Here is a 20,209-nt window from a genome sequence, read left to right as displayed (position 1 = left end):
CTGGATTTGGTCAGATTTCTCCCTTATTTTCGTTAAATATACCCAATATTCGCCTCAAATAATGAAAAAATCTGCCTCAAACCAGCTTTCCCTCGCTACGGCCTCTGTTCTCGGACAGCCTCCTAGCTAACTGAGCAATATGTTACTTCATAGTGCAATTAAAATACTCAATATGATTTGTTAAATCAGTTTCTTAGCCAGTAGCTTTATGGGTGCTGATTCTATAAGATGTATTTTATAACCTATTGATTTATATGGAGTGGTATTTTTATATTTTATATTAAACATGAATTTTAGTGCTTAATATTAAAAACATGCCATTTCAAGTTATAAATTTGAGCATTCAGTAGCTATTTTTGGCTACTTCATACGGTATAAAATACAATTTTACATCGAAAAAAATCAGCACCCAGCTTTATGGTGCTTGCTGGGAGAGAGTCTCGTAATTTCTGGATATCATCACTATCTCTGCTGCCAGTGTATATATCAACAATCCCCTTTGTTTCAAAACCTAATGAGATAATAAGTGGATAACCAAAATTATTTTCATTTTAAGACTCATCACGTAATATATTCCAACTTGCATGCTCATTATGCTCATTTACTTGCAATAATATACTGTCTATCCCAATAAAATAGCAAGGTTTTTTGTCATGAATATAACTATCAGTCAAATTCGTACTAACTTGATTAATCAAGCGGTACTCACGTCATTACCACCCACAAATCAGAAGGGAAATTCATTATTTACAGCAATGAAACGTCGCCAAGTATTAAAACTTATTGCTTTGACTGGTTGTAGCATCGGAACATTATCCCCTCTATCCGGACAGGCTTTTTGGCCTATTTTATTGCGTTTAGCGGCTCGTTCTGCTTTACGAACATCAATTCGCTCATCAGTCAAGTCAAGTGCAAGGCGGCGGATCGGTGGTGGCCTTGTTTCCAAATACAAAAAACATTCTAGTAAAAATGCCAGGGTAAATAATAATTCAAAGGTAAAGCCCAAGGCGTTGCGCAATATAGGGGAGTCTCTTGATATAGTGGTTGATGCCTTGGATATTATTGAATTAACCCCTGAGATGGCTAATACCTGGCAGCAGTCTATAGCGGTTGCTCCGTCTTCTCCAAGGAAAACGTACCCAATAGAAGAATATGGTGATATTCAGGCGGCAGTTTCGGGTGCCGCCCCTTCGAACACATCGCCAGATATTGAAGTGTACGATGATATTCAAGATGCCCTTGATATTAAAATTTCCACATTGGTGCGACGAGCTGATGCTGAAGCGGTATGGGTACATAGAGATTATGATAATAAAATGACACTCTACCTCTCAAATACAAGTAATCAAGAAGTGCAAACCAAAGATATCTATCTCGCTCTTATGGATAAACCTTCCGGTGAGCTAGAGCATCGGCAATGGATTGGTGCTCATACATTAATGCCTAATAGTAATACTGAAATAACTGTTCAACTTAAAAATTTACCCACAATGGGAATAAAAATCCTGCAAAGTGCGGAAAATGGGCAAGAGTCATATTTTTCTGGTAATATTTTAGTGGTTTAAGACTGATTATATCAAAGCTCTTTGGTGTCAAGTTGCTCTGATATATCAGGGAGGGGAGGGGAATATCCTCAATAGGTAGGTACTCTTTGAGATTATCCTCTTCCTCATCCACAATGGTGTAATAGATTTTTTGTAATTCTATGGCATACTTTTCAACTATTGGCTGCCAAGTGTTCACACTTCCTGGTATGGCAATAATAAGTCCAATCAATGTTAGGAATAAAGATAGATATGCTAGATATCGTTCCTTCATTGCTCTAAGCCCGTTTCTATTTTATAGTCTAATACCCACTTATAGTTTTCAGTGTCTTGATATCTTTTTGCAAATAAGCGTAGTATGTAATCTCCAAAATATGGAAGTCGAGCTTGTATATAACGCTTTTCTCCATGCTTTTTTATCGTAATAAAAGATTTATTTAATTTTTTTCCATATTGCTCTAATTCAGCAAGTAGTGACACATCGTCAGGAGCAGATAGAATAATTGTAAGTTCATCATTGGTTTTTATAAGGTATTTATAATGACTATTCAATAACAGATTGTTATCAAAAAATGCAGGGCGTAGATAAACTAAGTTGGTGTATTCTTCAAATGTCAATTTTTTCTCAAGCAGTTGCCAGTGGCTGTTTTCAGGAAAGTGTGTATATATAAATTCTTTCGGGGAGGCCAGGAAATAATGCTCATTAAATTTTCTTACAAAGGTATTTTTTCCATCCACATACCCAGCTCCCCAAGTTGAGTCTATGAGATACCAGTTACCTTGTATTTTGATAGCATTCCATGCATGGTTGCTATCGCTGCTGCTAATGACCTTAAGTAAGTCACTATACCCTTTTGAGTACCCAGTAATTTTTCTGGTTTCAAGACCTGCGTAATTACCCAGCATCTGAAACAGGTTGGCATATCCTTCACATATTGTTTGTTGGTTTTGAAGCACCTTTTCGGCACTCAAGTTCGTAAAGTATCCACTGTGAAGGTCTGCTGTGTTATAAGTAATATTGTGGGTAATCCAGACATAAATTGCACGAGCTTTCTCAAATTCATTTGTTGCAGGTTGAGTCAAATAGACTGCTAAGTTCTTTAGTGTTTTCTCGGCACTTTCAGGGGTTTTTCGGGCGTGTTGATCTATTTGATTATAGGTCTTACGCCTCAATACATCTAAGTTAATAACGTTGAGGATCTTATCTATATTATTGTAATTTGATGATATTGGTGAGTTTTCAATAGTATCATTAAGCTCTTCTTCTGGCCCTAAAAAATCATCTGCCATCGGTGAAAATATTTCCGCATTCAGCAAATTAGGGTAGGCTATTAAGAATATAATAAAATTTAAATCTGAGATTTTAATGTTAGTCATTGCTACTCGAATATTATTCTTTATAAGGATAATAACTAATATTTAAACTTTGTTATTTTTAAAGGTGTGGTTTTCAATAGGGTGAGAACCTTCGTTCAATATGGGTAACTAGCACAACAACCAGCAAATACCGGTAATAATATTTGGATAAAAGACCAGGCTTTGCAACAGTTTTTTATTATTCATTTTTACCGGTTACTATACTAGCCATGAAATATGACTAATAACTCATATTTAAAAGCCTGGAAGGTTTAAGCTTTTAGTTTATTATAAATCCCTTATATTGGTTACTAATTTAGTTAGTATCAATATTTGTTAATCACTGCACCAGTTTTGTATAAACCATTACAGAATTTAGTAACACCTAAAAAAATACCCCCAAGCAGGGGGTATTTTTTGTTTTAAACTTTAATTACGATGTAATTATTGTTTATTGGTCTTATGGATGGTGATTTCTACACGACGGTTGGTAGAACGACCTTTGCGGGTTGCGTTGTCGGCAACTGGGTTGCTTTCACCTTCACCGGTAATAACCATCAGGTTAGTTGGAATACCACCAGCAGAAATATAATCCGCTACAGACTTTGCACGACGCTGAGACAGTCCCATGTTGTATTTAGCAGGGCCAGTGTTATCGGTGTGGCCGTCAACCATGATTTTCTTCACATGCACTATATCACCGCTCAGAAATTTTACCATTTTATCAACGATGGCCTTGCCTGCTGGTTTCAGGATCGCTTTATCAAAGTCAAAACGAATATGATCTTCAGTCAGAACGGCATCAACTATCATGCTGACAGCTTCGCAACCTACTGCATCAACCTTAGTGCCAGGTGGGGTGCCTTCACAATTGTCTCGACTGTCTGGAATGCCATCGCCATCGCTGTCATCATCAGTTACCTTGATGATAATTTTACAGCCATTTTCATCAACCTTGGCACCTGCACTAGTATCTGCACATTTGTCTTTATAGTTAGGCACGCCATCTTTATCGCTGTCAGGTGCGGTGTAACCACATCCTTTCAGAACAGCCAGGTTAGCTTCAAATGCTTTCAGTGCATCTGCGGTAAATTCACTGTAGTCAGTGTATTTTTTTGCATCTGCTGCGTTCATGCTGTGAGCACCAATAACGCAATCATACATAGCTGGATCGGCTTTAGGATTGTGACTGCCGGATTTGGTGGGTACGCCCTGGCTGTCAACCAGATAAACTGGTGGTGCCATGCCATCAGCAACGGCTTTTGCAGTTACACTGTCAACAGCAAATGCCGGGGTCGCCACATTGAGCAGCGCACCTGCAACCAAACCCATATAAATTGGGTGAGAAGTACGGTTAAACATGAATATATCCTTAACTAAGTTAAAAAAACTGAATCAATGCGCTGGCAAAGTGGCTATCATTGTTTGATGACAAATACAATGCCAAATTTCATTTCAAGGCCTATTCTAACAATCGCAATCAGGTTCGTCCAGATTTTTTATATGAAATTGCAACAATGTGTAGCCGAAAAACCACAACTTGCTACAAGTAATTGTAATAAATGTGGTTTTTAATTGTCAGATGCCAGCAAACCATCCAGTTCCCCGGCCATTTCCAGTCTGGCAAGGTCGTCATAACCACCAACATGGTAATTACCGATAAAAATCTGGGGTACGGTTTGGCGTTGACTGCGTTCCATCATTGTTGTCATTGCATCAAAATCGCGGTCAACCATGATTTTTTCTATTTTTACACCTTTTTGGTGTAATAACTGCTCCGCTCGAACACAATAGGGGCAGATTTGCGTACTGTACATGACGACAGCCATAACTCTATTCTCCATAAAAAAACAGGACAATATCTTATAAAAATATTGTCCTGTTTTTTCAATCAAAACCCGGCAGGCTTATTTTGCCCATTTATCAAAATTACCGGTTTCGCCGTTGCCACCATCTTCAAAACCGCTTTCATAGGCTTCATTGAGAAGCTGTTCTTCGCGCTCTGGGTTATGTAAATAACCACTCATCCAGCCTACTTTGTAGTCTGCATCAACGTTAATTTTTTCCATTTTATCTACTGCATTGTAGTAGCTTGTATCCATAGATAGGTCCTCTATTAAAATATCAATCAGATTTAAAGTGAAGCCAGCGCCTGTCAGATAATTGGATTATCTGAATAAAGCATCCTTGAAGTAATTTCAATGCTGGCAACGAAAGCGAGTAGTCTGATGGTATTACTCTCTTTTCTATTATCACATAATTGCAAAGAGAACGGCAATACCCTTTACTGAGTTTTCAGCATAGACAGGGTTTAAGCTAAACCTTTTGTTACATCTATGATGCTTTCAACTACTCGAATGCCATGTCTTGCCCAGTCTTATTTTCAATATCAAGCCCGCACTTTTGGCAAAAGTAGCGGTGAAAAGCCAGGTTTGGGGTGAGTTCCGGGTGAAATACGGTGACTAAGGTTTGCATATCTTCTGCGGCTGCAACATAGTCCCCCATAGTCAGCAGCGCACGAACCCCATCCCCTAAGCGGGTGATTTTAGGTGCCCGGATAAAAGTTAAAGGTATTGGGTTTTCATCAATATCAGGTATTTTTTCCTCAATGGTAAAACTATCCAATTGACTGCCAAAAGCATTTCTTTGTATGTCGATATCTATGAGTGCTAAATGTGAAGTTTCTTCGCCAATAATGTTTTTCGCTAACAAAATAGCGCCAGCACAGCTTCCCCATAGCTTTAGTCCAGCAGCGTAATGCGTGTATATGACGCGCTCCAATCCATACAATCGCAATAAACGGCTGATACAGGAACTTTCTCCACCAGGAATAATGAGTCCTGCAATGCCTTCAAAGTCTGCTTCCTTTTTTATCCGCACGGCGCAGACGCCTAAGCGTCTGAGATGTTCTACATGTTCTGCAACACCGCCTTGCAGGTCTAAAACCCCAATACGTGTCACCAACCACGCTCCGCCAGTATTTGTTCTTTAGGAATGGTGGGAATATCAATACCAACCATAGGCTCGCCCAAGTCCATGGAGATTTCCACTAATTTTTCCGGGTCATTGTAATGGGTGGTGGCCTGGACAATGGCGCTGGCACGTTTTGCCGGGTTGCCAGATTTAAAAATACCGGAACCCACAAAAACGCCGTCACAGCCCAACTGCATCATCAGTGCGGCATCCGCTGGCGTGGCAATACCACCAGCAGCGAAGTTGACGACAGGCAAGTGACCCAGTTCACGAATTTTCAACGCCAGTTCATAGGGAATATTTTCATCACGGCAATAGCTGCTGACTTCTTCCAATGGCATGGTTTTAAGTTGACGAATGCCGTGGTTCATGGCGCGCATGTGTCTGACTGCTTCAACTACGTTGCCAGTACCTGCTTCGCCTTTAGTGCGGAGCATTGCCGCGCCTTCAGCCATTCGCCGACAGGCTTCACCCAGATTTCTGGCACCGCACACAAAGGGAATTTCAAAACGGCTTTTATCAATATGATATTCTTCATCTGCCGGGGTTAATACTTCACTCTCATCAATGTAATCAATCTTCAAAGCCTGGAGTAGCTGAGCTTCGACAAAATGACCTATACGCGCTTTAGCCATCACTGGAATTGACACTGACGCTTTGATTTCCTTAATCATGGCGGGGTCGGACATACGAGATACCCCACCTTCCTGCCGAATATCAGCAGGAACCCGCTCCAAAGCCATGACCGCAACAGCACCGGCTTGTTCGGCGATTTTTGCCTGCTCCGAGGTGGTAACATCCATAATGACGCCGCCTTTAAGCATTTGAGCCAGTTGGGCATTCAGGGTAAAACGATCATTACTCATTTAGTTATTCTCCATAATTTTAAAGTAGATTCGGCTGAATATTTTAACGTAACCACATAGATTATTGTGGAATAATACGCAAAATTTGATGGTGTTGTTTTTTAAGCATTTTCCCGTTGCGCTAAAACACGCTCCACGGTATCCACCACTGCTTGCGTTTGGGTATCGATTTCAATATTTACCCGCGCCCCGGTTTGTAATGCGCCAAAAGTGGTGATGCGTAGGGTTTCCGGGATTAAATACACCTTAAACTGGTTTTCCAGCACTTCGGCAATGGTCAGGCTGCAACCATTAAGACCGATATAACCTTTGTTCAGAATGTATTTTTGCCATTGTGGTTCAAGCTTGAAGGTCAATACCCGGTTGTCTTCTGGTTGTTCAATTGCGCTGATTTCTGCCACAGTGTGAACATGTCCTGACAGCAGATGTCCACCAATTTCATCATTAAATTTTGCGGCGCGCTCGACATTGACTAAAGAACCAGGCTGTAAATCGCCAAGATTAGTCACCCGCAGGGTTTCCATAATCAGATCAAAGCTGACTTGCGCGCCTTCAAATGCGGTCACTGTCAGGCAAGCACCATTGACTGCAATACTACCGCCTAATGCGATTTTATCGCGTAAGTCTGCGGGTAATTCCAATACCAGATGGGCGGCTTGTGACTTTTTTTCAAAACGCAGCACCTTGGCCTGGCCTTGAACAATACCTGTAAACATAAAAAATCCTTTATCATAAAAGACAGAAAAACGCTTGATCTTATCACTGTTACCACGGCAAATCCGGGAAAAAACATGGCTAAAATAAAAACCGTCTATCGTTGCAGTGCCTGTGGTGCCAGTGCGCCCAAATGGCAGGGCCAATGCGTTGAGTGCAAGGAATGGAATACCCTGCAAGAAGAACAGGTGGAAACAGCAAACACACCGCAACAAGCACGATTTGCCGGTTATGCGGGTAATGCTGCGGAAATCTGTTTGCTCAAAACCGTTCAAGCTGTTGCAGAAACCCGGGTACACAGTGGTCTGGAAGAGTTGGATCGGGTGCTGGGCGGTGGTTTGGTGAATGGCTCAGTGGTGTTAATCGGTGGTGATCCCGGTATCGGTAAATCGACGCTGTTGTTGCAAACATTAAGTTATCTGTCTGCCAGTGGGCAGCAACCCTTGTATGTTACGGGTGAGGAATCACCACAGCAGATCAGCTTACGCGCCCAGCGTTTGGGGCTGGATAGTCAGGATTTACGTCTGCTCACAGAAACCCGCATAGAGCGCATTTTACAGTTGGCAAGCAAAGAACAGCCAAAAATCATGGTCATTGATTCCATTCAAACTGTGCATACCGAAGTGTTGCAATCTGCGCCCGGTTCCGTTGGTCAGGTGCGGGAGTCTGCCGCGCAGTTGGTACGTTTTGCCAAACAAACCGGCACCACCATATTTCTGGTTGGACACGTCACCAAGGAAGGCGCTTTGGCGGGGCCGCGTGTGCTGGAGCATATGGTAGACACTGTTTTATACTTTGAAGGTGATAGCAGCAGCCGCTTTCGGGTGATACGTGCGGTGAAAAATCGTTTTGGCGCAGTCAATGAGTTGGGCGTGTTTGCAATGACAGACAAAGGACTGCGCGAAGTTAAAAACCCCTCAGCAATTTTCCTGTCACGCCATGAAGATATGGTAGCTGGCAGTGTCATCATGGTCACCCGCGAAGGCAGCCGTCCCTTGTTGGTTGAGGTGCAAGCCCTGGTGGATAATTCCCATGCGCCCAACCCACGCCGGGTGACATTGGGACTGGATCAAAATCGCCTGGTGATGTTACTGGCGGTCTTACATCGTCATGGCGATATTGTGACTTATGATCAGGATGTGTTTGTCAATGTGGTGGGTGGTGTGCGCCTCAATGAAACGGGTGCTGATCTTGCGGTATTACTGGCGATTTTATCCAGCCTGCGCAACCAGCCGCTACCACGGGATCTGGTGGTATTTGGCGAAGTAGGATTGGCTGGAGAAATCAGGCCCGTGCCCAATGGCCTGGAACGTCTGCATGAAGCCAGTAAACACGGCTTTAAACGTGCTATCGTGCCCAAACAAAACGCGCCCAAAGGCGAAACCCCGGATGACTTGACGGTGATTGCTGTGCAACGATTGGTAGATGCGCTGGCAGCGATTCAGGAGTAATTGTAGTTTACGGTTTACGGTTTGCGGTTTCAAAGTATTAAACCGTAAACTAATATGATTTTAATGAGAATGACTTGACAGTAAGGGCCTGTTCCCCTTAGACTGCGCGTTCTAAAATCTGGTGAAGCAGGCTATTAATACTTAGCATGAGATGGAAGTGGCTTTCAGTGTCTTTGGCATTGATCGAACTTACACCGAATTCAGGTTATATTATGCTTTTTCAGCGAATTTGTATGGAGAAGTCTACAGTATGTTGGAAAATTATCTCCCCGTATTATTGTTTATTCTGGTGGGTCTGCTGGTTGGTATAGGGCCGGTTCTGGCGGGTTTTATTCTAGGACCGCATAAACCTTATAAAGAAAAGCAATCCCCTTATGAATGCGGCTTTGAGGCATTTGAAGATGCCCGCATGAAATTTGACGTGCGCTATTATCTGGTTGCAATTCTGTTTATTCTGTTTGATTTGGAAATTGCCTTTTTATTCCCTTGGGCTGTTGTGTTCAAAGAACTCGGCTTATATGGTTTTGTAGTAATGAGCATTTTCCTGGCCATTTTAGTGGTCGGTTTTATTTATGAGTGGAGAAAAGGGGCGCTGGAATGGGAATAGAAGGTATTTTGCCGGAAGGTGTTATCACAACGAATGCTGATGCACTGATTAACTGGGCACGAACCGGTTCCTTATGGCCTATGACCTTTGGTCTTGCCTGCTGCGCAGTGGAAATGATGCAGGCGGGCGCATCGCGTTATGACCTGGATCGTTTTGGCATGGTATTCCGCCCCAGTCCCAGACAGTCCGATGTGATGATCGTTGCAGGCACCCTGGTGAATAAAATGGGTCCCGCGCTACGCAAGGTTTATGACCAGATGGCAGAGCCACGCTGGGTAATTTCCATGGGTTCCTGCGCTAACGGTGGCGGCTATTATCATTACTCCTATTCTGTTGTCAGAGGTTGTGATCGCGTGGTGCCGGTGGATATTTATATTCCGGGTTGCCCACCAACTGCCGAGGCCCTGATGTACGGGGTGTTGGAGTTACAGAAAAAAATCAAGCAAACCAATACGATTGCCGCTTAATACGCAATCTAAATGTCATTGAGTTGAATTGCCGTTATGTCCGATAAAAATCAAACTTTGCTGGATGCCTTAGAGTCTCGTTTTGCCAAGCAATTGCTAAGTAGCAACCTGGATTTGGGTGAAATCACCCTGGAAGTTCAAAGTGATGCGCTGTTAGATGTTGCACTGGCGTTGCGCGATGAGTTTGGTTTTGGCCAATTGATGGACTTGTGTGGCATTGATTATATGGAATATGGTCAGGCTGACTGGGAAACTGAACGCAGCAGTAGTGGTTTCAGCCGCGCGGTCAGTAAAGGTATTGCTCAGGAAGCAAGCGATAGTCGGCAACGTTTTGCAGTGGTTTATCATTTACTGTCACTGGAAAAAAATCAGCGTTTACGCTTACGGGCTTATGCGCAGAGTGAGCCACCATGTGTGGCCTCAGTGCGTGATATCTGGATTGCGGCTGACTGGTATGAACGCGAAGCCTTTGATATGTACGGCATTTTATTTGAAGGTCACCCTGATTTGCGACGTATTTTGACGGATTATGGCTTTATTGGTCATCCCTTCCGCAAAGATTTCCCGCTTATTGGTGAGGTGGAAATGCGTTATGATCCTGAGCAGAACCGGGTTATTTATGAACCGGTCAGTATTGAGATGCGGGTGAATACCGCGCGTGTTATCCGCCCGCAACCTGCTCACTAGAGCGATAATTCTGAAGCTATTGCAGAGACGAAATAATTATTATGTCTGAAATTCGCAATTATACGCTGAACTTTGGTCCTCAGCACCCTGCCGCACATGGTGTACTACGTCTGGTGCTGGAAATGGATGGCGAGGTGATTGAACGCGCTGATCCCCATATTGGGCTGTTACACCGTGGCACTGAAAAGCTGGCAGAATATAAGTCGTTTAATCAGAGTGTACCTTACATGGATCGACTCGATTATGTGTCGATGATGTGTAATGAACATGCCTATGTGATGGCGATTGAAAATATGCTGGGTGTGCAAGCACCCAAACGCGCGCAATACATCCGGGTTATGTTTGACGAAATTACCCGCATCCTGAATCACTTGATGTGGATAGGCACTCACGGACTTGATGTGGGTGCCATGACCATCTTTCTGTATGCGTTTCGTGAACGTGAAGATTTGATGGATTGTTATGAGGCGGTTTCCGGTGCCAGAATGCACGCGGCTTATTACCGTCCAGGCGGCGTATATCGCGATTTACCCGATCAAATGCCGCAGTATCAGACCTCAAAATGGCATAATGCCAAAGAAGTTTCACGCCTGAATGAGAACCGTCAGGGTTCCATGCTGGACTTCATTGAAGATTTTACTCAGCGCTTTCCCGGTTATGTGGATGAGTACGAAACCCTGCTTACCGAGAACCGTATCTGGAAGCAGCGTACGGTGGATATCGGCGTGGTTTCTCCTGAGCGCGCGCAGCAGATGGGTTTTTCCGGGCCGATGTTACGTGGCTCCGGCGTAGCATGGGATTTACGTAAAAAACAACCTTACGAAGTGTATGCGGATCTGGATTTTGATATTCCCGTGGGTACTAACGGCGATTGTTATGATCGTTATCTGGTGCGCGTGGAAGAAATGCGCCAGTCCAACCGGATTATTAAACAATGTGTTGATTGGTTGCGTAACAATCATGGCCCGGTGATGTTAGATGATCATAAAGTCGCCCCGCCTAAACGCCAGGATATGAAAGGTGACATGGAATCTTTAATCCATCACTTTAAGCTGTTTAGCGAAGGCTATTGCGTCCCGGCGGGAGAGACCTATGCCGCCGTAGAGCATCCTAAAGGCGAGTTTGGTATTTATCTGGTATCCGATGGCGCAAACAAACCTTACCGCCTGAAAATTCGTGCGCCGGGCTTTGCTCACCTTGCCTCTATGAATGAGATGGCAAAAGGGCATATGTTAGCCGATGTGGTTGCAATTATTGGTACGCAGGATATTGTATTTGGCGAAATTGATCGCTGATACCCCTGAAAACTCAAAGATTTTATTATAATGTCAGAAAGCAAATCAGCTCTATTATCTTCAGATATTTGTGCAGAAATCGATCACTGGATAAAAAAATATCCGGCTGAGCGTCAGCAGTCTGCGGTGATGCCTGCCCTGACGATTGTGCAAGATGCAAACGGCGGTTGGCTGACAACAGAATTAATGGATGCGGTGGCTGATTATCTGGATATACCAGCCATTGCTGTTTATGAAGTCGCCAGCTTCTATTCCATGTATGAGCATAAACCTGTTGGGCAGCATAAAATCTGTGTTTGCACCAATGTTTCCTGCATGTTGTGCGGTTCTGATGAGATTGTGTCCCATCTTGAAAACAAGCTGGGCGTTAAAATGGGTGAAACCACCTCAGATAATAAATTTACCTTAAAAGAAGTTGAGTGTCTGGGGGCTTGTGGTGGCGCGCCTATGTTTGCGATTGGGCGAGAATATTATGAAAATCTCACCACTGAAAAAGTTGATGAGATTATTGGCAAGCTAAATTAATCGATATTTTTAGCAATAGATTTAGGTGCAAGCGTAACAATGGCTTATAGTAATTTTAAAACCGTTGTCGAGGTTGCCAGCAAGTTTGATATTCAGGTTGCTGATAAATCTACCTTTATTAAGCAAAAGGAAGCCAACATATCGATAGCTTTATACACTCTGATTGCAAACAGTATAAACGACGGCATGAGCTTTATTAATGAAGTTGCAATTTGTGAGCGAGTTATCAGTCCAATCCTTAATGCTGTTGCTGAAAATTATACGCAACTTAAAGTTTGGTCTCATGTTGCTTATAATATTGATGAACAACAAGGACTGATTGGCGAGCCTGATTATTTAATTGCACCAAGAACAAAATATGGCGGTATGGCAAAGCCTTCACTTTGCATTATAGAAGCCAAACGGGATAATTTTGATGAGGGATGGGCGCAAGCGCTTGCAGAAATGGTTGCATCTTCCCTGTCAGGTGCAGATTCCTGTTATGGTATTGTGACAACAGGGAAAATGTGGGAATTTGGAAAATTGGAAAATAATGTTTTCACAGTAGACCCTGTATCAGTTTCCGCAACTGATAATTTACAAAAAACATTTAATAGCTTGAATTGGGTATTTGATAAAGTTTCAAAACTTTCCTAGTTTAATAGCGACAAGAATAGGTGTTGATGTGCTTACTATGAAGATTAATTTAAGAGTAAATAGCGATGGCAAATGAAGTCTGTTTCCGCACTATGCATCTGGATCAACCCTGGACGCTGAAAACCTATGAAAGTGCAGGTGGTTATGAAGTTTTACGCAAAATTTTAAAAGAAAAAACACCAGCGACTGAAATTATTGAAGAATTAAAAACTTCAGCCTTGCGTGGTCGTGGTGGTGCAGGCTTCCCAACAGGCTTTAAGTGGAGTTTTATGTTGCCACGGGATGAAGCCAGCGCAAAAAAAATGGCAGGTATACAGAAATATATTATCTGTAATTCCGATGAAGGCGAGCCGGGTACTTTTAAAGATCGCGATATTCTGCGCTATAATCCTCATGCCTTGATTGAAGGCATGATTATCGCGGGTTATACCATTGGCGCAACTGTGGGTTATAACTATATCCGTGGTGAATTTTATGAGCCATTTGATCGCTTTGAAGCGGCACTGGCTGAAGCCTATGAAGCGGGTTTGCTGGGCAAGGATATTTTAGGCAGCGGCGTTGATTTTGATTTATACACCCATTGTGGCGCGGGTGCTTATATCTGCGGTGAAGAAACCGCTTTGCTGGAGTCCATAGAGGGCAAAAAAGGCCAGCCACGATTTAAGCCGCCATTTCCCGCCGCTTTCGGACTTTATGGCAAACCCACAACGATTAATAATACAGAAACCTTATCTTCAGTCCCTTCTATTTTAGCCAATGGCGGAGAATGGTTTTTGAATTTGGGCAAACCCAATAATGGGGGATCCAAGTTATTTGCAGTTTCCGGTCATGTCAATAAACCCGGTAATTATGAAGTACCAATGGGTACGCCTTTTTCTCAATTACTGGAAATGGCAGGTGGCGTGCGCGATGGTCATACGCTGAAAGCGGTGATTCCAGGTGGCTCTTCAACCCCTGTGGTACCGGGCGATGTTATGCTGAATGCCACGATGGATTATGACGGTATCACTGAAGTGGGTTCCATGCTGGGCGCAGGTTCCGTGATTGTTATGGACGAAACCACTTGTATGGTTAAAGTGTTAGCCCGTGTTGCGCATTTTTATTATGAAGAGTCCTGCGGTCAATGCACGCCGTGTCGTGAAGGCACTGGCTGGTTATCCAGAGTCTTGCATCGCATCTTACACGGGGAAGGCAAGATGGCAGATCTTGATTTACTCGATGATGTAGCCGATAAAATTATGGGGCGAACGATTTGCGCGTTAGGTGATGCTGCGGCAATGCCGATAGTTAGTTTCCTCAAGCATTATCGTGGTGAGTTTGAGTATATGATTGAGCATGGTAAAAGCCAGGTCAACGGTCAATAGTATTTTTTAAGAGAAAATTTGATGGCAACGATCACAATTGACGGAAAGGAATACCAGGTAGAGTCAGGTCAAATGCTGATCGACGTGGCAGATGACAATGGTATTGAGATTCCTCGTTTTTGCTACCACAAAAAACTGTCAATCTCGGCTAATTGCCGTATGTGTCTGGTCGATGTGGAAAAAGCGCCCAAGCCCCTGCCTGCCTGTGCAACGCCGATCATGGATGGCATGGTGGTACACACCCAATCCGATAAGGCCAAAGCCGCACAGAAATCAGTCATGGAATTTCTGCTGATCAATCATCCGCTGGACTGCCCAGTTTGCGATCAAGGCGGTGAATGCGAATTACAAGACGTTGCCATGGCTTATGGTAGCGATGTATCACGCTTTGCAGAAGAAAAGCGCGTGGTGATGGATAAAAACCTGGGGCCATTGATTGCAACTGAGATGACCCGTTGCATTCACTGTACCCGTTGTGTGCGTTTCAGCCGGGAAATTGCCGGTATGCCGGAAATGGGCGCAACCGGACGCGGCGAACACACGCTGGTTGGCCCTTATATAGAAAAAACCATCGACTCAGAACTTTCCGGCAACATGGTTGATGTTTGCCCGGTAGGCGCGCTCACTGCCAAGCCCTCACGGTTTCAGGCGCGAGCCTGGGAAATGCAGCAACGCGCTGGCATCGCGCCACATGATATTGTGGGTTCCAATCTTTATTTCCATATTCGTAATAATAAAGTTTTCCGCGTCGTGCCTAAAGAAAATGAAGCGGTTAATGAAGTCTGGTTATCAGATAAAGATCGTTTCAGTTATAGTGCATTGCAAGCTGAAGATCGTTTAACCCGTCCTATGATCAAAAAAGAAGGTCAGTGGCAGGAAACAGATTGGGAAAGTGCGTTAAAATTTGTTGTGGCGGGTCTGAAAGCGGTCATTAACGATCAAAACAAAACCCTGGGTGGTTTAGCTTCCCCCACGGCAACCCTGGAAGAGCTTTACCTGTTCCAGAAAATGCTGCGTGGCATGGGCAGTGATAACATTGATCACCGCTTGCGCCAGATTGATTTCAGCGATCAGGATATGGCCCCCTTGTTCCCGCGTTTGGGACAATCAATTGCAGCTTTAGAAGATTGTGACAGTGTTTTAGTCATTGGCTCCAATCTGCGCAAAGAGCAACCTTTATTAAATCAGCGTTTACGCAAGGCTGCTTATAATCGGGTCGGGCAGATTGATGAATCGATTGCTGCCGATGTGATGTTGCTCAATCCCGTTGATTATGATTTTAATCTGCCGATTGCTGAAAAAATTATTACAGCGCCCAGCCAGATGGTGGAAGCCCTGGCAGGTATTGCTAAAGCATTAAGCAATGAAAGCAAAACCGCAACTGATGCAGATGCTGAAAAATTACTGGCAAATGTCAGTCCCAGTGAAACGCAGCAAAATATTGCAAAATCCTTACTGACAGCAGAAAATGCAAGCTTATTATTAGGCCAGCTTGCCTTTTCTCAGCCGGATTTTGCCATCTTACGCGGACTCTCCGGTCTGATTGCAAAACTAAGCGGGGCTAAATTAGGCTATTTAAGTGAAGCTGGCAACAGTGCCGGAGCCTGGTTAGCTGGCGTCCTGCCGCATCGTGGTGTCGGTGGAACAGTTGTCACTCAGGCAGGGGAAAATGCAAACAGCATGTTAAGCAATCCCCTCAATGCTTATTTATTACTTGATTTAGAGCCTGAACTGGATAGCTGGAATGGTACCCAGTCGCTTGAAACCTTAAAGCAAGCCGATTTTGTGGTTTCTCTGAGTGCATTTAAAACTGAAACCATGCAAGAATATGCCGACGTTTTATTACCAAAGGCCTTGTTTGCAGAAACTTCAGGGACTTTTGTGAATGCCGCAGGGATTTGGCAGTCTTTTGCAGGCGCGGTTTCTCCCGCAGGTGAAGCACGTCCCGGCTGGAAAATATTGCGTGTACTGGCTAATTTGTTGTATCTTGAAGGCTTTGAGTATACCGCTTCGGATCAAATTGCCAGCGAGATGCGCAGTCAAATGCTGGAAAATATTGTACCGGATCAGGAAAATGCCTGGTCGCTACCTGAGGCACTGCCAAGTGCGAACAACAATGGTTTGCAGCGCTTAACAGAAATGGGCATGTATGCCACGGATGCCATGGTGCGTCGCGCTACGGTATTACAAAAAACGACTGATGGCAAACAAGCCAGCGGTGCACATTTACACCCGGATGATGCTGAAAAGCTGAATATCCAGGATGGGCAATCTGTGTTACTGGAACAAAATGGCCGACAGGCAGAACTTAATGCGGTATTGGACTCAAGAGTCAGCCCAGGGTGTGTGCTATTGTACGGGGGACAATCAGAGACCTCGACACTGGCGGATTGGTATGGCGCAATTCAGATTAAGGTGCTTTAAATGAAGATTTCAATGCCCTTTAAACCGATTGGTATTATTGCTGGTTTATTGTTTTTTCTGCTGGCTGGCGTAATTCTCGTATTATGGCAGTTACCTATCATAACCATACCCTTACTGGTTATCACCGTTGCCGGTTTATTGCTGGGCGTTGCTTATTTAACTTATGCCGAGCGCAAAATCATCGGTTATATACAGGTGCGCATCGGCCCTAACCGCGTTGGGCCACGCGGTTGGTTGCAGCCTATCGCCGATGCCGTCAAGCTGATGTTTAAGGAAATTATTTTCCCCAGCACCGCTAACCGCTTTTTATTTGTTGCCGCGCCTGCTTTAACGATGGCACCTGCCTTGGCTGCCTGGGCTGTCATTCCTTTTGATGATAAGTGGGTGTTTGCCGATATTAATGCCGGTTTGCTGTATATTCTGGCAATGACTTCCATGGGCGTTTATGGCGTTATTCTCGCGGGTTGGGCCTCCAACTCCAAATACGCATTTCTCGGTGCCATGCGCTCTGCCGCACAAATTGTTGCGTATGAAATTGCGATGGGTTTTGCCCTGGTTGGCGTATTGATGGCAGCAGGCAGTTTGAACCTGAGTGATATTGTCAATGCTCAACGCGGTGACTATGGTTTTCTAAACTGGTATTGGTTGCCCTTATTACCCTTATTTCTGATTTATTTTATTTCTGGCCTGGCTGAAACCAATCGCGCACCTTTTGATGTTGCCGAAGGTGAGTCGGAAATTGTCGCCGGTTTCCATGTAGAATATTCAGGCATGTTGTTTGCGGTATTTTTCCTGGCAGAATATCTGAATATGATTCTGATAGCTGCTTTAACTGCACTGTTGTTTCTGGGTGGCTGGTTATCCCCTTTTCAGGGTACAATGTTGGAAACTGCTTTTGCCTGGGTACCGGGGATTGCCTGGTTCTTGATGAAAACCAGTATCTTCCTATTCCTGTTTTTGTGGCTGAGGGCAACATTTCCACGTTATCGTTATGACCAGATTATGAGATTGGGCTGGAAAGTGTTTATTCCTTTGACAATTGTCTGGATTTTAGTGCTGGGTATCCTTATTTTAGTAGAATTACCCCCTTGGTTTTCTACTGCTGGAGTATGACAGATGGCCATTTTTAATTATCTTAAAAGCCTCTCCCTGCATGAATTGTTTAAGGGCATGAGTGTCACATGGCGTTATCTTTTCAGACCGAAAATAACCGTACAATATCCTGAAGAAAAAACGCCAATGTCACCGCGATTTCGTGGTCATCATGCATTGCGTCGTTACTCTGATGGCGAAGAGCGTTGCATTGCCTGTAAACTCTGTGAAGCAGTTTGTCCGGCATTGGCAATTACCATTGAAGCGGAGCCGCGTGATGATGGCAGTCGGCGCACGACGCGCTATGATGTTGATTTATATAAATGTATATTTTGTGGTTTTTGTGAAGAAGCCTGTCCAGTCGATGCCATTGTTGAAACCCGAAAATTTGAATATCACGGCGCAGTTAAAGGTGATTTGCTCTTAACCAAAGACAAGTTATTGGCGATTGGTGATGAGCTTGAACCTCAGATAGCTGCGGACCGGGCGCAAGATGCGCCTTATCGTTAGAATACTTATGAGAGACTATGTATGCGCTATCAACACGTATTATTCTCCATTTTGTTATTATTGCCCTTGCAGGCTGTATTAGCAAAAGAAGAGATTAAAAAATATCCATCGGGTGCAGTACATTTTATCTATAACTACGATGGTAACAGGCGTCATGGTGTCAGCAAAGAATTTCATGAAAACAATAACTTAAAAACTGAGTTTTTTTATGAAAAAGGTAAATTAACGGCTGAAAAACGCTATCGTCAAGATGGTCAGATCGAATACGAATTTACCTATAAAAGAAATAAAAAGCATGAAGTCGTGCGTGAGTTCCATTCCAGTGGCAAACTATTCCGCGAACGCCATCTGGTTGGTGGTATTCAGGAAGGTATGGAAAAAGAATATGCTCCTGACGGTAAACTCAAAGCAGAACGTACTTATATCGGTGGCAAAAAAAATGGCAGCGCTAAAGGTTATTTCAGAAATGGTCGGGTACAGGGTGATTGGACATTTAAAAATGGTGTACCAATTGCTGCAACAATTTTTTATTCGACCGGAGAAAAATATCTGGTGCATGAATTTAGTGATGGAAAAATAGATGGTGTTTCCAAAGAATATAATAAAAAAGGTAAACTCCAGGCCAAGCGTTATTATAAAAATGACAAGCTGGTAAAACGGGTGCGCAAGTAAATCATCTGAGTTCGATTTAGACTTCATTCAGCGCTTACAGCACTGAAAGCCAGCAAAATCTCACGCTATTTAGATTTTTACAGAATATGTGTTTTATAACGGAATAATTTGATGATTAAACTGATTTTTTATCTCTTTGCAGGGATTCTGATTTTTGCAGGAACGCGTGTTATTACGGTGAAAAATCCGGTTCATGCTGCCATGTTTCTGGTATTAAGTTTTTTTTCTTCAGCAGCCATTTGGTTATTACTGGAAGCTGAATTTCTGGCAATGACCCTGGTGCTGGTGTATGTCGGTGCAGTTATGGTGCTGTTTTTATTCGTGGTCATGATGCTGGATATTAATCTGACTGTATTAAGAGAAGGTTTTGCACGTTATTTCCCGGTTGGCGCTTTGGTCGGTTCATTGATTTTAATAGAAATGCTGCTGCTGGTTGGCCCTAATTATTTTGGTCTGGATAAATTCCAGGTTCCCGATACAGCATCCACTGTACCCAATACCGTGGCTTTAGGTCGCGTGTTATATACTGAATATTTATATGCTTTTGAAATTGCCGCAGTTATTTTATTAGTGGCGATGGTGGCTGCAATTGCTTTGACGATGCGCTCTAAACGTCAAAATAAATACCAGGATCCTGCGCGTCAGGTTGAAGTATCTGCTCATGACCGCCTTAAAGTGTTGAAAATGCCTGCTGAAAAAGCGCAATAAAAGGATTTATCATGCTTGCCTTATCTGATTTCTTAATCGTTGGCGCAGTACTGTTTTGTCTCAGTATTGCCGGTATTTTTCTGAACCGGAAAAATATTATTATCCTGTTAATGTGCATAGAGCTGATGTTGCTGGCCGTTAATATGAACTTTATTGCCTTTTCCCACTTCAGCGGAGATATTGCCGGGCAGGTTTTTGTATTCTTTATTCTCACGGTTGCGGCTGCTGAGGCGGCAATTGGTTTGGCAATTCTGGTGGTCTTGTTCCGTAACAAACACACGATTAATGTCGAAGATATAAACAGTATGAAGGGCTAGC

The 20,209-nt window shown here is 43.5% G+C and carries 22 protein-coding genes; 15 read left to right on the top strand and 7 right to left on the bottom strand.

Annotated features, from left to right (window positions below):
* Positions 1 to 653: 653 nt before the first annotated feature.
* Positions 654 to 1,565 (top strand): hypothetical protein, encoded by a 912-nt coding sequence (locus QUF61_RS06765; RefSeq protein WP_146066439.1) that lies wholly within the window; start codon positions 654 to 656, stop codon positions 1,563 to 1,565.
* A 249-nt stretch (positions 1,566 to 1,814) separates the two neighbouring features.
* On the opposite strand, the gene QUF61_RS06760 is transcribed toward QUF61_RS06765, so the two are convergent.
* The 7 genes from QUF61_RS06760 to QUF61_RS06730 form a co-directional block, all read right to left on the bottom strand.
* Entirely contained in the window at positions 1,815 to 2,921 is a 1,107-nt protein-coding gene (locus QUF61_RS06760; protein WP_103918799.1) for a transglutaminase domain-containing protein, read from the bottom strand.
* Positions 2,922 to 3,344: 423 nt separating this feature from the next.
* On the bottom strand, positions 3,345 to 4,262 hold the full coding sequence (locus QUF61_RS06755; RefSeq protein ID WP_289681079.1) for an OmpA family protein: 918 nt from the start codon (positions 4,260 to 4,262) through the stop codon (positions 3,345 to 3,347).
* Positions 4,263 to 4,471: 209 nt separating this feature from the next.
* The gene (grxC, locus tag QUF61_RS06750; RefSeq protein WP_286019512.1) at positions 4,472 to 4,729 is read right to left on the bottom strand and encodes a glutaredoxin 3; all 258 of its coding nucleotides are present in this window, start codon (positions 4,727 to 4,729) and stop codon (positions 4,472 to 4,474) included.
* A gap of 78 nt (positions 4,730 to 4,807) precedes the next feature.
* Positions 4,808 to 5,002: an Alvin_2107 family globule sulfur oxidation protein gene (locus tag QUF61_RS06745; RefSeq protein WP_103921623.1), complete on the bottom strand. Its 195-nt coding sequence runs from the start codon at positions 5,000 to 5,002 to the stop codon at positions 4,808 to 4,810.
* A 247-nt stretch (positions 5,003 to 5,249) separates the two neighbouring features.
* On the bottom strand, positions 5,250 to 5,861 hold the full coding sequence (gene pdxT / locus QUF61_RS06740; protein WP_289681077.1) for a pyridoxal 5'-phosphate synthase glutaminase subunit PdxT: 612 nt from the start codon (positions 5,859 to 5,861) through the stop codon (positions 5,250 to 5,252).
* The gene (gene pdxS, locus QUF61_RS06735; RefSeq protein ID WP_103921622.1) at positions 5,858 to 6,739 is read right to left on the bottom strand and encodes a pyridoxal 5'-phosphate synthase lyase subunit PdxS; all 882 of its coding nucleotides are present in this window, start codon (positions 6,737 to 6,739) and stop codon (positions 5,858 to 5,860) included. Before pdxS ends, pdxT begins: the two co-directional genes overlap by 4 nt.
* Before the next feature lie 101 nt (positions 6,740 to 6,840).
* Positions 6,841 to 7,455 carry a riboflavin synthase subunit alpha gene (locus QUF61_RS06730; RefSeq protein ID WP_289681074.1) on the bottom strand — a complete coding sequence of 205 codons (615 nt, stop codon included), beginning with the start codon at positions 7,453 to 7,455 and terminating at the stop codon, positions 6,841 to 6,843.
* A 75-nt stretch (positions 7,456 to 7,530) separates the two neighbouring features.
* On the opposite strand from QUF61_RS06730, the gene radA reads away from it, so the two are divergent.
* From radA to nuoK, 14 genes are all read left to right on the top strand, one after another.
* Positions 7,531 to 8,904, top strand: coding sequence for a DNA repair protein RadA (gene radA / locus QUF61_RS06725; protein WP_289681071.1), 1,374 nt, complete (start codon positions 7,531 to 7,533; stop codon positions 8,902 to 8,904).
* A gap of 250 nt (positions 8,905 to 9,154) precedes the next feature.
* Positions 9,155 to 9,511 (top strand): NADH-quinone oxidoreductase subunit A, encoded by a 357-nt coding sequence (locus QUF61_RS06720; protein WP_103921632.1) that lies wholly within the window; start codon positions 9,155 to 9,157, stop codon positions 9,509 to 9,511.
* Complete coding sequence (locus QUF61_RS06715) at positions 9,502 to 9,978, top strand: NuoB/complex I 20 kDa subunit family protein (protein ID WP_103921619.1); 477 nt, start codon at positions 9,502 to 9,504, stop codon at positions 9,976 to 9,978. Before QUF61_RS06720 ends, QUF61_RS06715 begins: the two co-directional genes overlap by 10 nt.
* Before the next feature lie 36 nt (positions 9,979 to 10,014).
* Complete coding sequence (locus tag QUF61_RS06710) at positions 10,015 to 10,665, top strand: NADH-quinone oxidoreductase subunit C (protein ID WP_289681068.1); 651 nt, start codon at positions 10,015 to 10,017, stop codon at positions 10,663 to 10,665.
* Positions 10,666 to 10,706: 41 nt separating this feature from the next.
* Positions 10,707 to 11,960, top strand: a complete 1,254-nt coding sequence (locus QUF61_RS06705; protein WP_289681066.1) for an NADH-quinone oxidoreductase subunit D — start codon at positions 10,707 to 10,709, stop codon at positions 11,958 to 11,960.
* 30 nt (positions 11,961 to 11,990) lie between these two features.
* The gene (nuoE, locus tag QUF61_RS06700) at positions 11,991 to 12,485 is read left to right on the top strand and encodes an NADH-quinone oxidoreductase subunit NuoE (RefSeq protein ID WP_289681064.1); all 495 of its coding nucleotides are present in this window, start codon (positions 11,991 to 11,993) and stop codon (positions 12,483 to 12,485) included.
* A 39-nt stretch (positions 12,486 to 12,524) separates the two neighbouring features.
* Positions 12,525 to 13,121 (top strand): hypothetical protein, encoded by a 597-nt coding sequence (locus QUF61_RS06695; RefSeq protein ID WP_289681063.1) that lies wholly within the window; start codon positions 12,525 to 12,527, stop codon positions 13,119 to 13,121.
* 65 nt (positions 13,122 to 13,186) lie between these two features.
* Positions 13,187 to 14,485 carry an NADH-quinone oxidoreductase subunit NuoF gene (gene nuoF / locus QUF61_RS06690; RefSeq protein WP_289681062.1) on the top strand — a complete coding sequence of 433 codons (1,299 nt, stop codon included), beginning with the start codon at positions 13,187 to 13,189 and terminating at the stop codon, positions 14,483 to 14,485.
* A 21-nt stretch (positions 14,486 to 14,506) separates the two neighbouring features.
* The gene (gene nuoG, locus QUF61_RS06685; RefSeq protein WP_289681060.1) at positions 14,507 to 16,909 is read left to right on the top strand and encodes an NADH-quinone oxidoreductase subunit NuoG; all 2,403 of its coding nucleotides are present in this window, start codon (positions 14,507 to 14,509) and stop codon (positions 16,907 to 16,909) included.
* Positions 16,910 to 18,022, top strand: a complete 1,113-nt coding sequence (gene nuoH, locus QUF61_RS06680) for an NADH-quinone oxidoreductase subunit NuoH (RefSeq protein ID WP_286019511.1) — start codon at positions 16,910 to 16,912, stop codon at positions 18,020 to 18,022.
* Positions 18,023 to 18,025: 3 nt separating this feature from the next.
* Complete coding sequence (gene nuoI / locus QUF61_RS06675) at positions 18,026 to 18,511, top strand: NADH-quinone oxidoreductase subunit NuoI (RefSeq protein ID WP_289681059.1); 486 nt, start codon at positions 18,026 to 18,028, stop codon at positions 18,509 to 18,511.
* Between the two features lie 21 nt (positions 18,512 to 18,532).
* On the top strand, positions 18,533 to 19,183 hold the full coding sequence (locus QUF61_RS06670) for a toxin-antitoxin system YwqK family antitoxin (RefSeq protein ID WP_103921612.1): 651 nt from the start codon (positions 18,533 to 18,535) through the stop codon (positions 19,181 to 19,183).
* 111 nt (positions 19,184 to 19,294) lie between these two features.
* The gene (locus QUF61_RS06665) at positions 19,295 to 19,891 is read left to right on the top strand and encodes an NADH-quinone oxidoreductase subunit J (protein ID WP_103921611.1); all 597 of its coding nucleotides are present in this window, start codon (positions 19,295 to 19,297) and stop codon (positions 19,889 to 19,891) included.
* A gap of 11 nt (positions 19,892 to 19,902) precedes the next feature.
* Positions 19,903 to 20,208 carry an NADH-quinone oxidoreductase subunit NuoK gene (gene nuoK, locus QUF61_RS06660; RefSeq protein WP_103921610.1) on the top strand — a complete coding sequence of 102 codons (306 nt, stop codon included), beginning with the start codon at positions 19,903 to 19,905 and terminating at the stop codon, positions 20,206 to 20,208.
* Position 20,209: the final 1 nt, after the last annotated feature.

The sequence above is a fragment of the Candidatus Venteria ishoeyi genome (genome assembly GCF_030378065.1).
GTDB classification, from domain to species: Bacteria; Pseudomonadota; Gammaproteobacteria; order Beggiatoales; family Beggiatoaceae; genus Venteria; species Venteria ishoeyi.
Note: the sequence above shows the minus strand (reverse complement) of the source record. Positions and strands in the feature narration are given on the sequence as shown.

Coding starts and splice junctions, on each gene's coding strand:
- QUF61_RS06765 (WP_146066439.1), top strand. CDS start 654: ATGAATATAACTATCAGTCAAATTCGTACTAACTTGATTAATCAAGCG.
- QUF61_RS06760 (WP_103918799.1), bottom strand. CDS start 2,921: ATGACTAACATTAAAATCTCAGATTTAAATTTTATTATATTCTTAATA.
- QUF61_RS06755 (WP_289681079.1), bottom strand. CDS start 4,262: ATGTTTAACCGTACTTCTCACCCAATTTATATGGGTTTGGTTGCAGGT.
- grxC (WP_286019512.1), bottom strand. CDS start 4,729: ATGGCTGTCGTCATGTACAGTACGCAAATCTGCCCCTATTGTGTTCGA.
- QUF61_RS06745 (WP_103921623.1), bottom strand. CDS start 5,002: ATGGATACAAGCTACTACAATGCAGTAGATAAAATGGAAAAAATTAAC.
- pdxS (WP_103921622.1), bottom strand. CDS start 6,739: ATGAGTAATGATCGTTTTACCCTGAATGCCCAACTGGCTCAAATGCTT.
- QUF61_RS06730 (WP_289681074.1), bottom strand. CDS start 7,455: ATGTTTACAGGTATTGTTCAAGGCCAGGCCAAGGTGCTGCGTTTTGAA.
- radA (WP_289681071.1), top strand. CDS start 7,531: ATGGCTAAAATAAAAACCGTCTATCGTTGCAGTGCCTGTGGTGCCAGT.
- QUF61_RS06720 (WP_103921632.1), top strand. CDS start 9,155: ATGTTGGAAAATTATCTCCCCGTATTATTGTTTATTCTGGTGGGTCTG.
- QUF61_RS06715 (WP_103921619.1), top strand. CDS start 9,502: ATGGGAATAGAAGGTATTTTGCCGGAAGGTGTTATCACAACGAATGCT.
- QUF61_RS06710 (WP_289681068.1), top strand. CDS start 10,015: ATGTCCGATAAAAATCAAACTTTGCTGGATGCCTTAGAGTCTCGTTTT.
- QUF61_RS06705 (WP_289681066.1), top strand. CDS start 10,707: ATGTCTGAAATTCGCAATTATACGCTGAACTTTGGTCCTCAGCACCCT.
- nuoE (WP_289681064.1), top strand. CDS start 11,991: ATGTCAGAAAGCAAATCAGCTCTATTATCTTCAGATATTTGTGCAGAA.
- QUF61_RS06695 (WP_289681063.1), top strand. CDS start 12,525: ATGGCTTATAGTAATTTTAAAACCGTTGTCGAGGTTGCCAGCAAGTTT.
- nuoF (WP_289681062.1), top strand. CDS start 13,187: ATGGCAAATGAAGTCTGTTTCCGCACTATGCATCTGGATCAACCCTGG.
- nuoG (WP_289681060.1), top strand. CDS start 14,507: ATGGCAACGATCACAATTGACGGAAAGGAATACCAGGTAGAGTCAGGT.
- nuoH (WP_286019511.1), top strand. CDS start 16,910: ATGAAGATTTCAATGCCCTTTAAACCGATTGGTATTATTGCTGGTTTA.
- nuoI (WP_289681059.1), top strand. CDS start 18,026: ATGGCCATTTTTAATTATCTTAAAAGCCTCTCCCTGCATGAATTGTTT.
- QUF61_RS06670 (WP_103921612.1), top strand. CDS start 18,533: ATGCGCTATCAACACGTATTATTCTCCATTTTGTTATTATTGCCCTTG.
- QUF61_RS06665 (WP_103921611.1), top strand. CDS start 19,295: ATGATTAAACTGATTTTTTATCTCTTTGCAGGGATTCTGATTTTTGCA.
- nuoK (WP_103921610.1), top strand. CDS start 19,903: ATGCTTGCCTTATCTGATTTCTTAATCGTTGGCGCAGTACTGTTTTGT.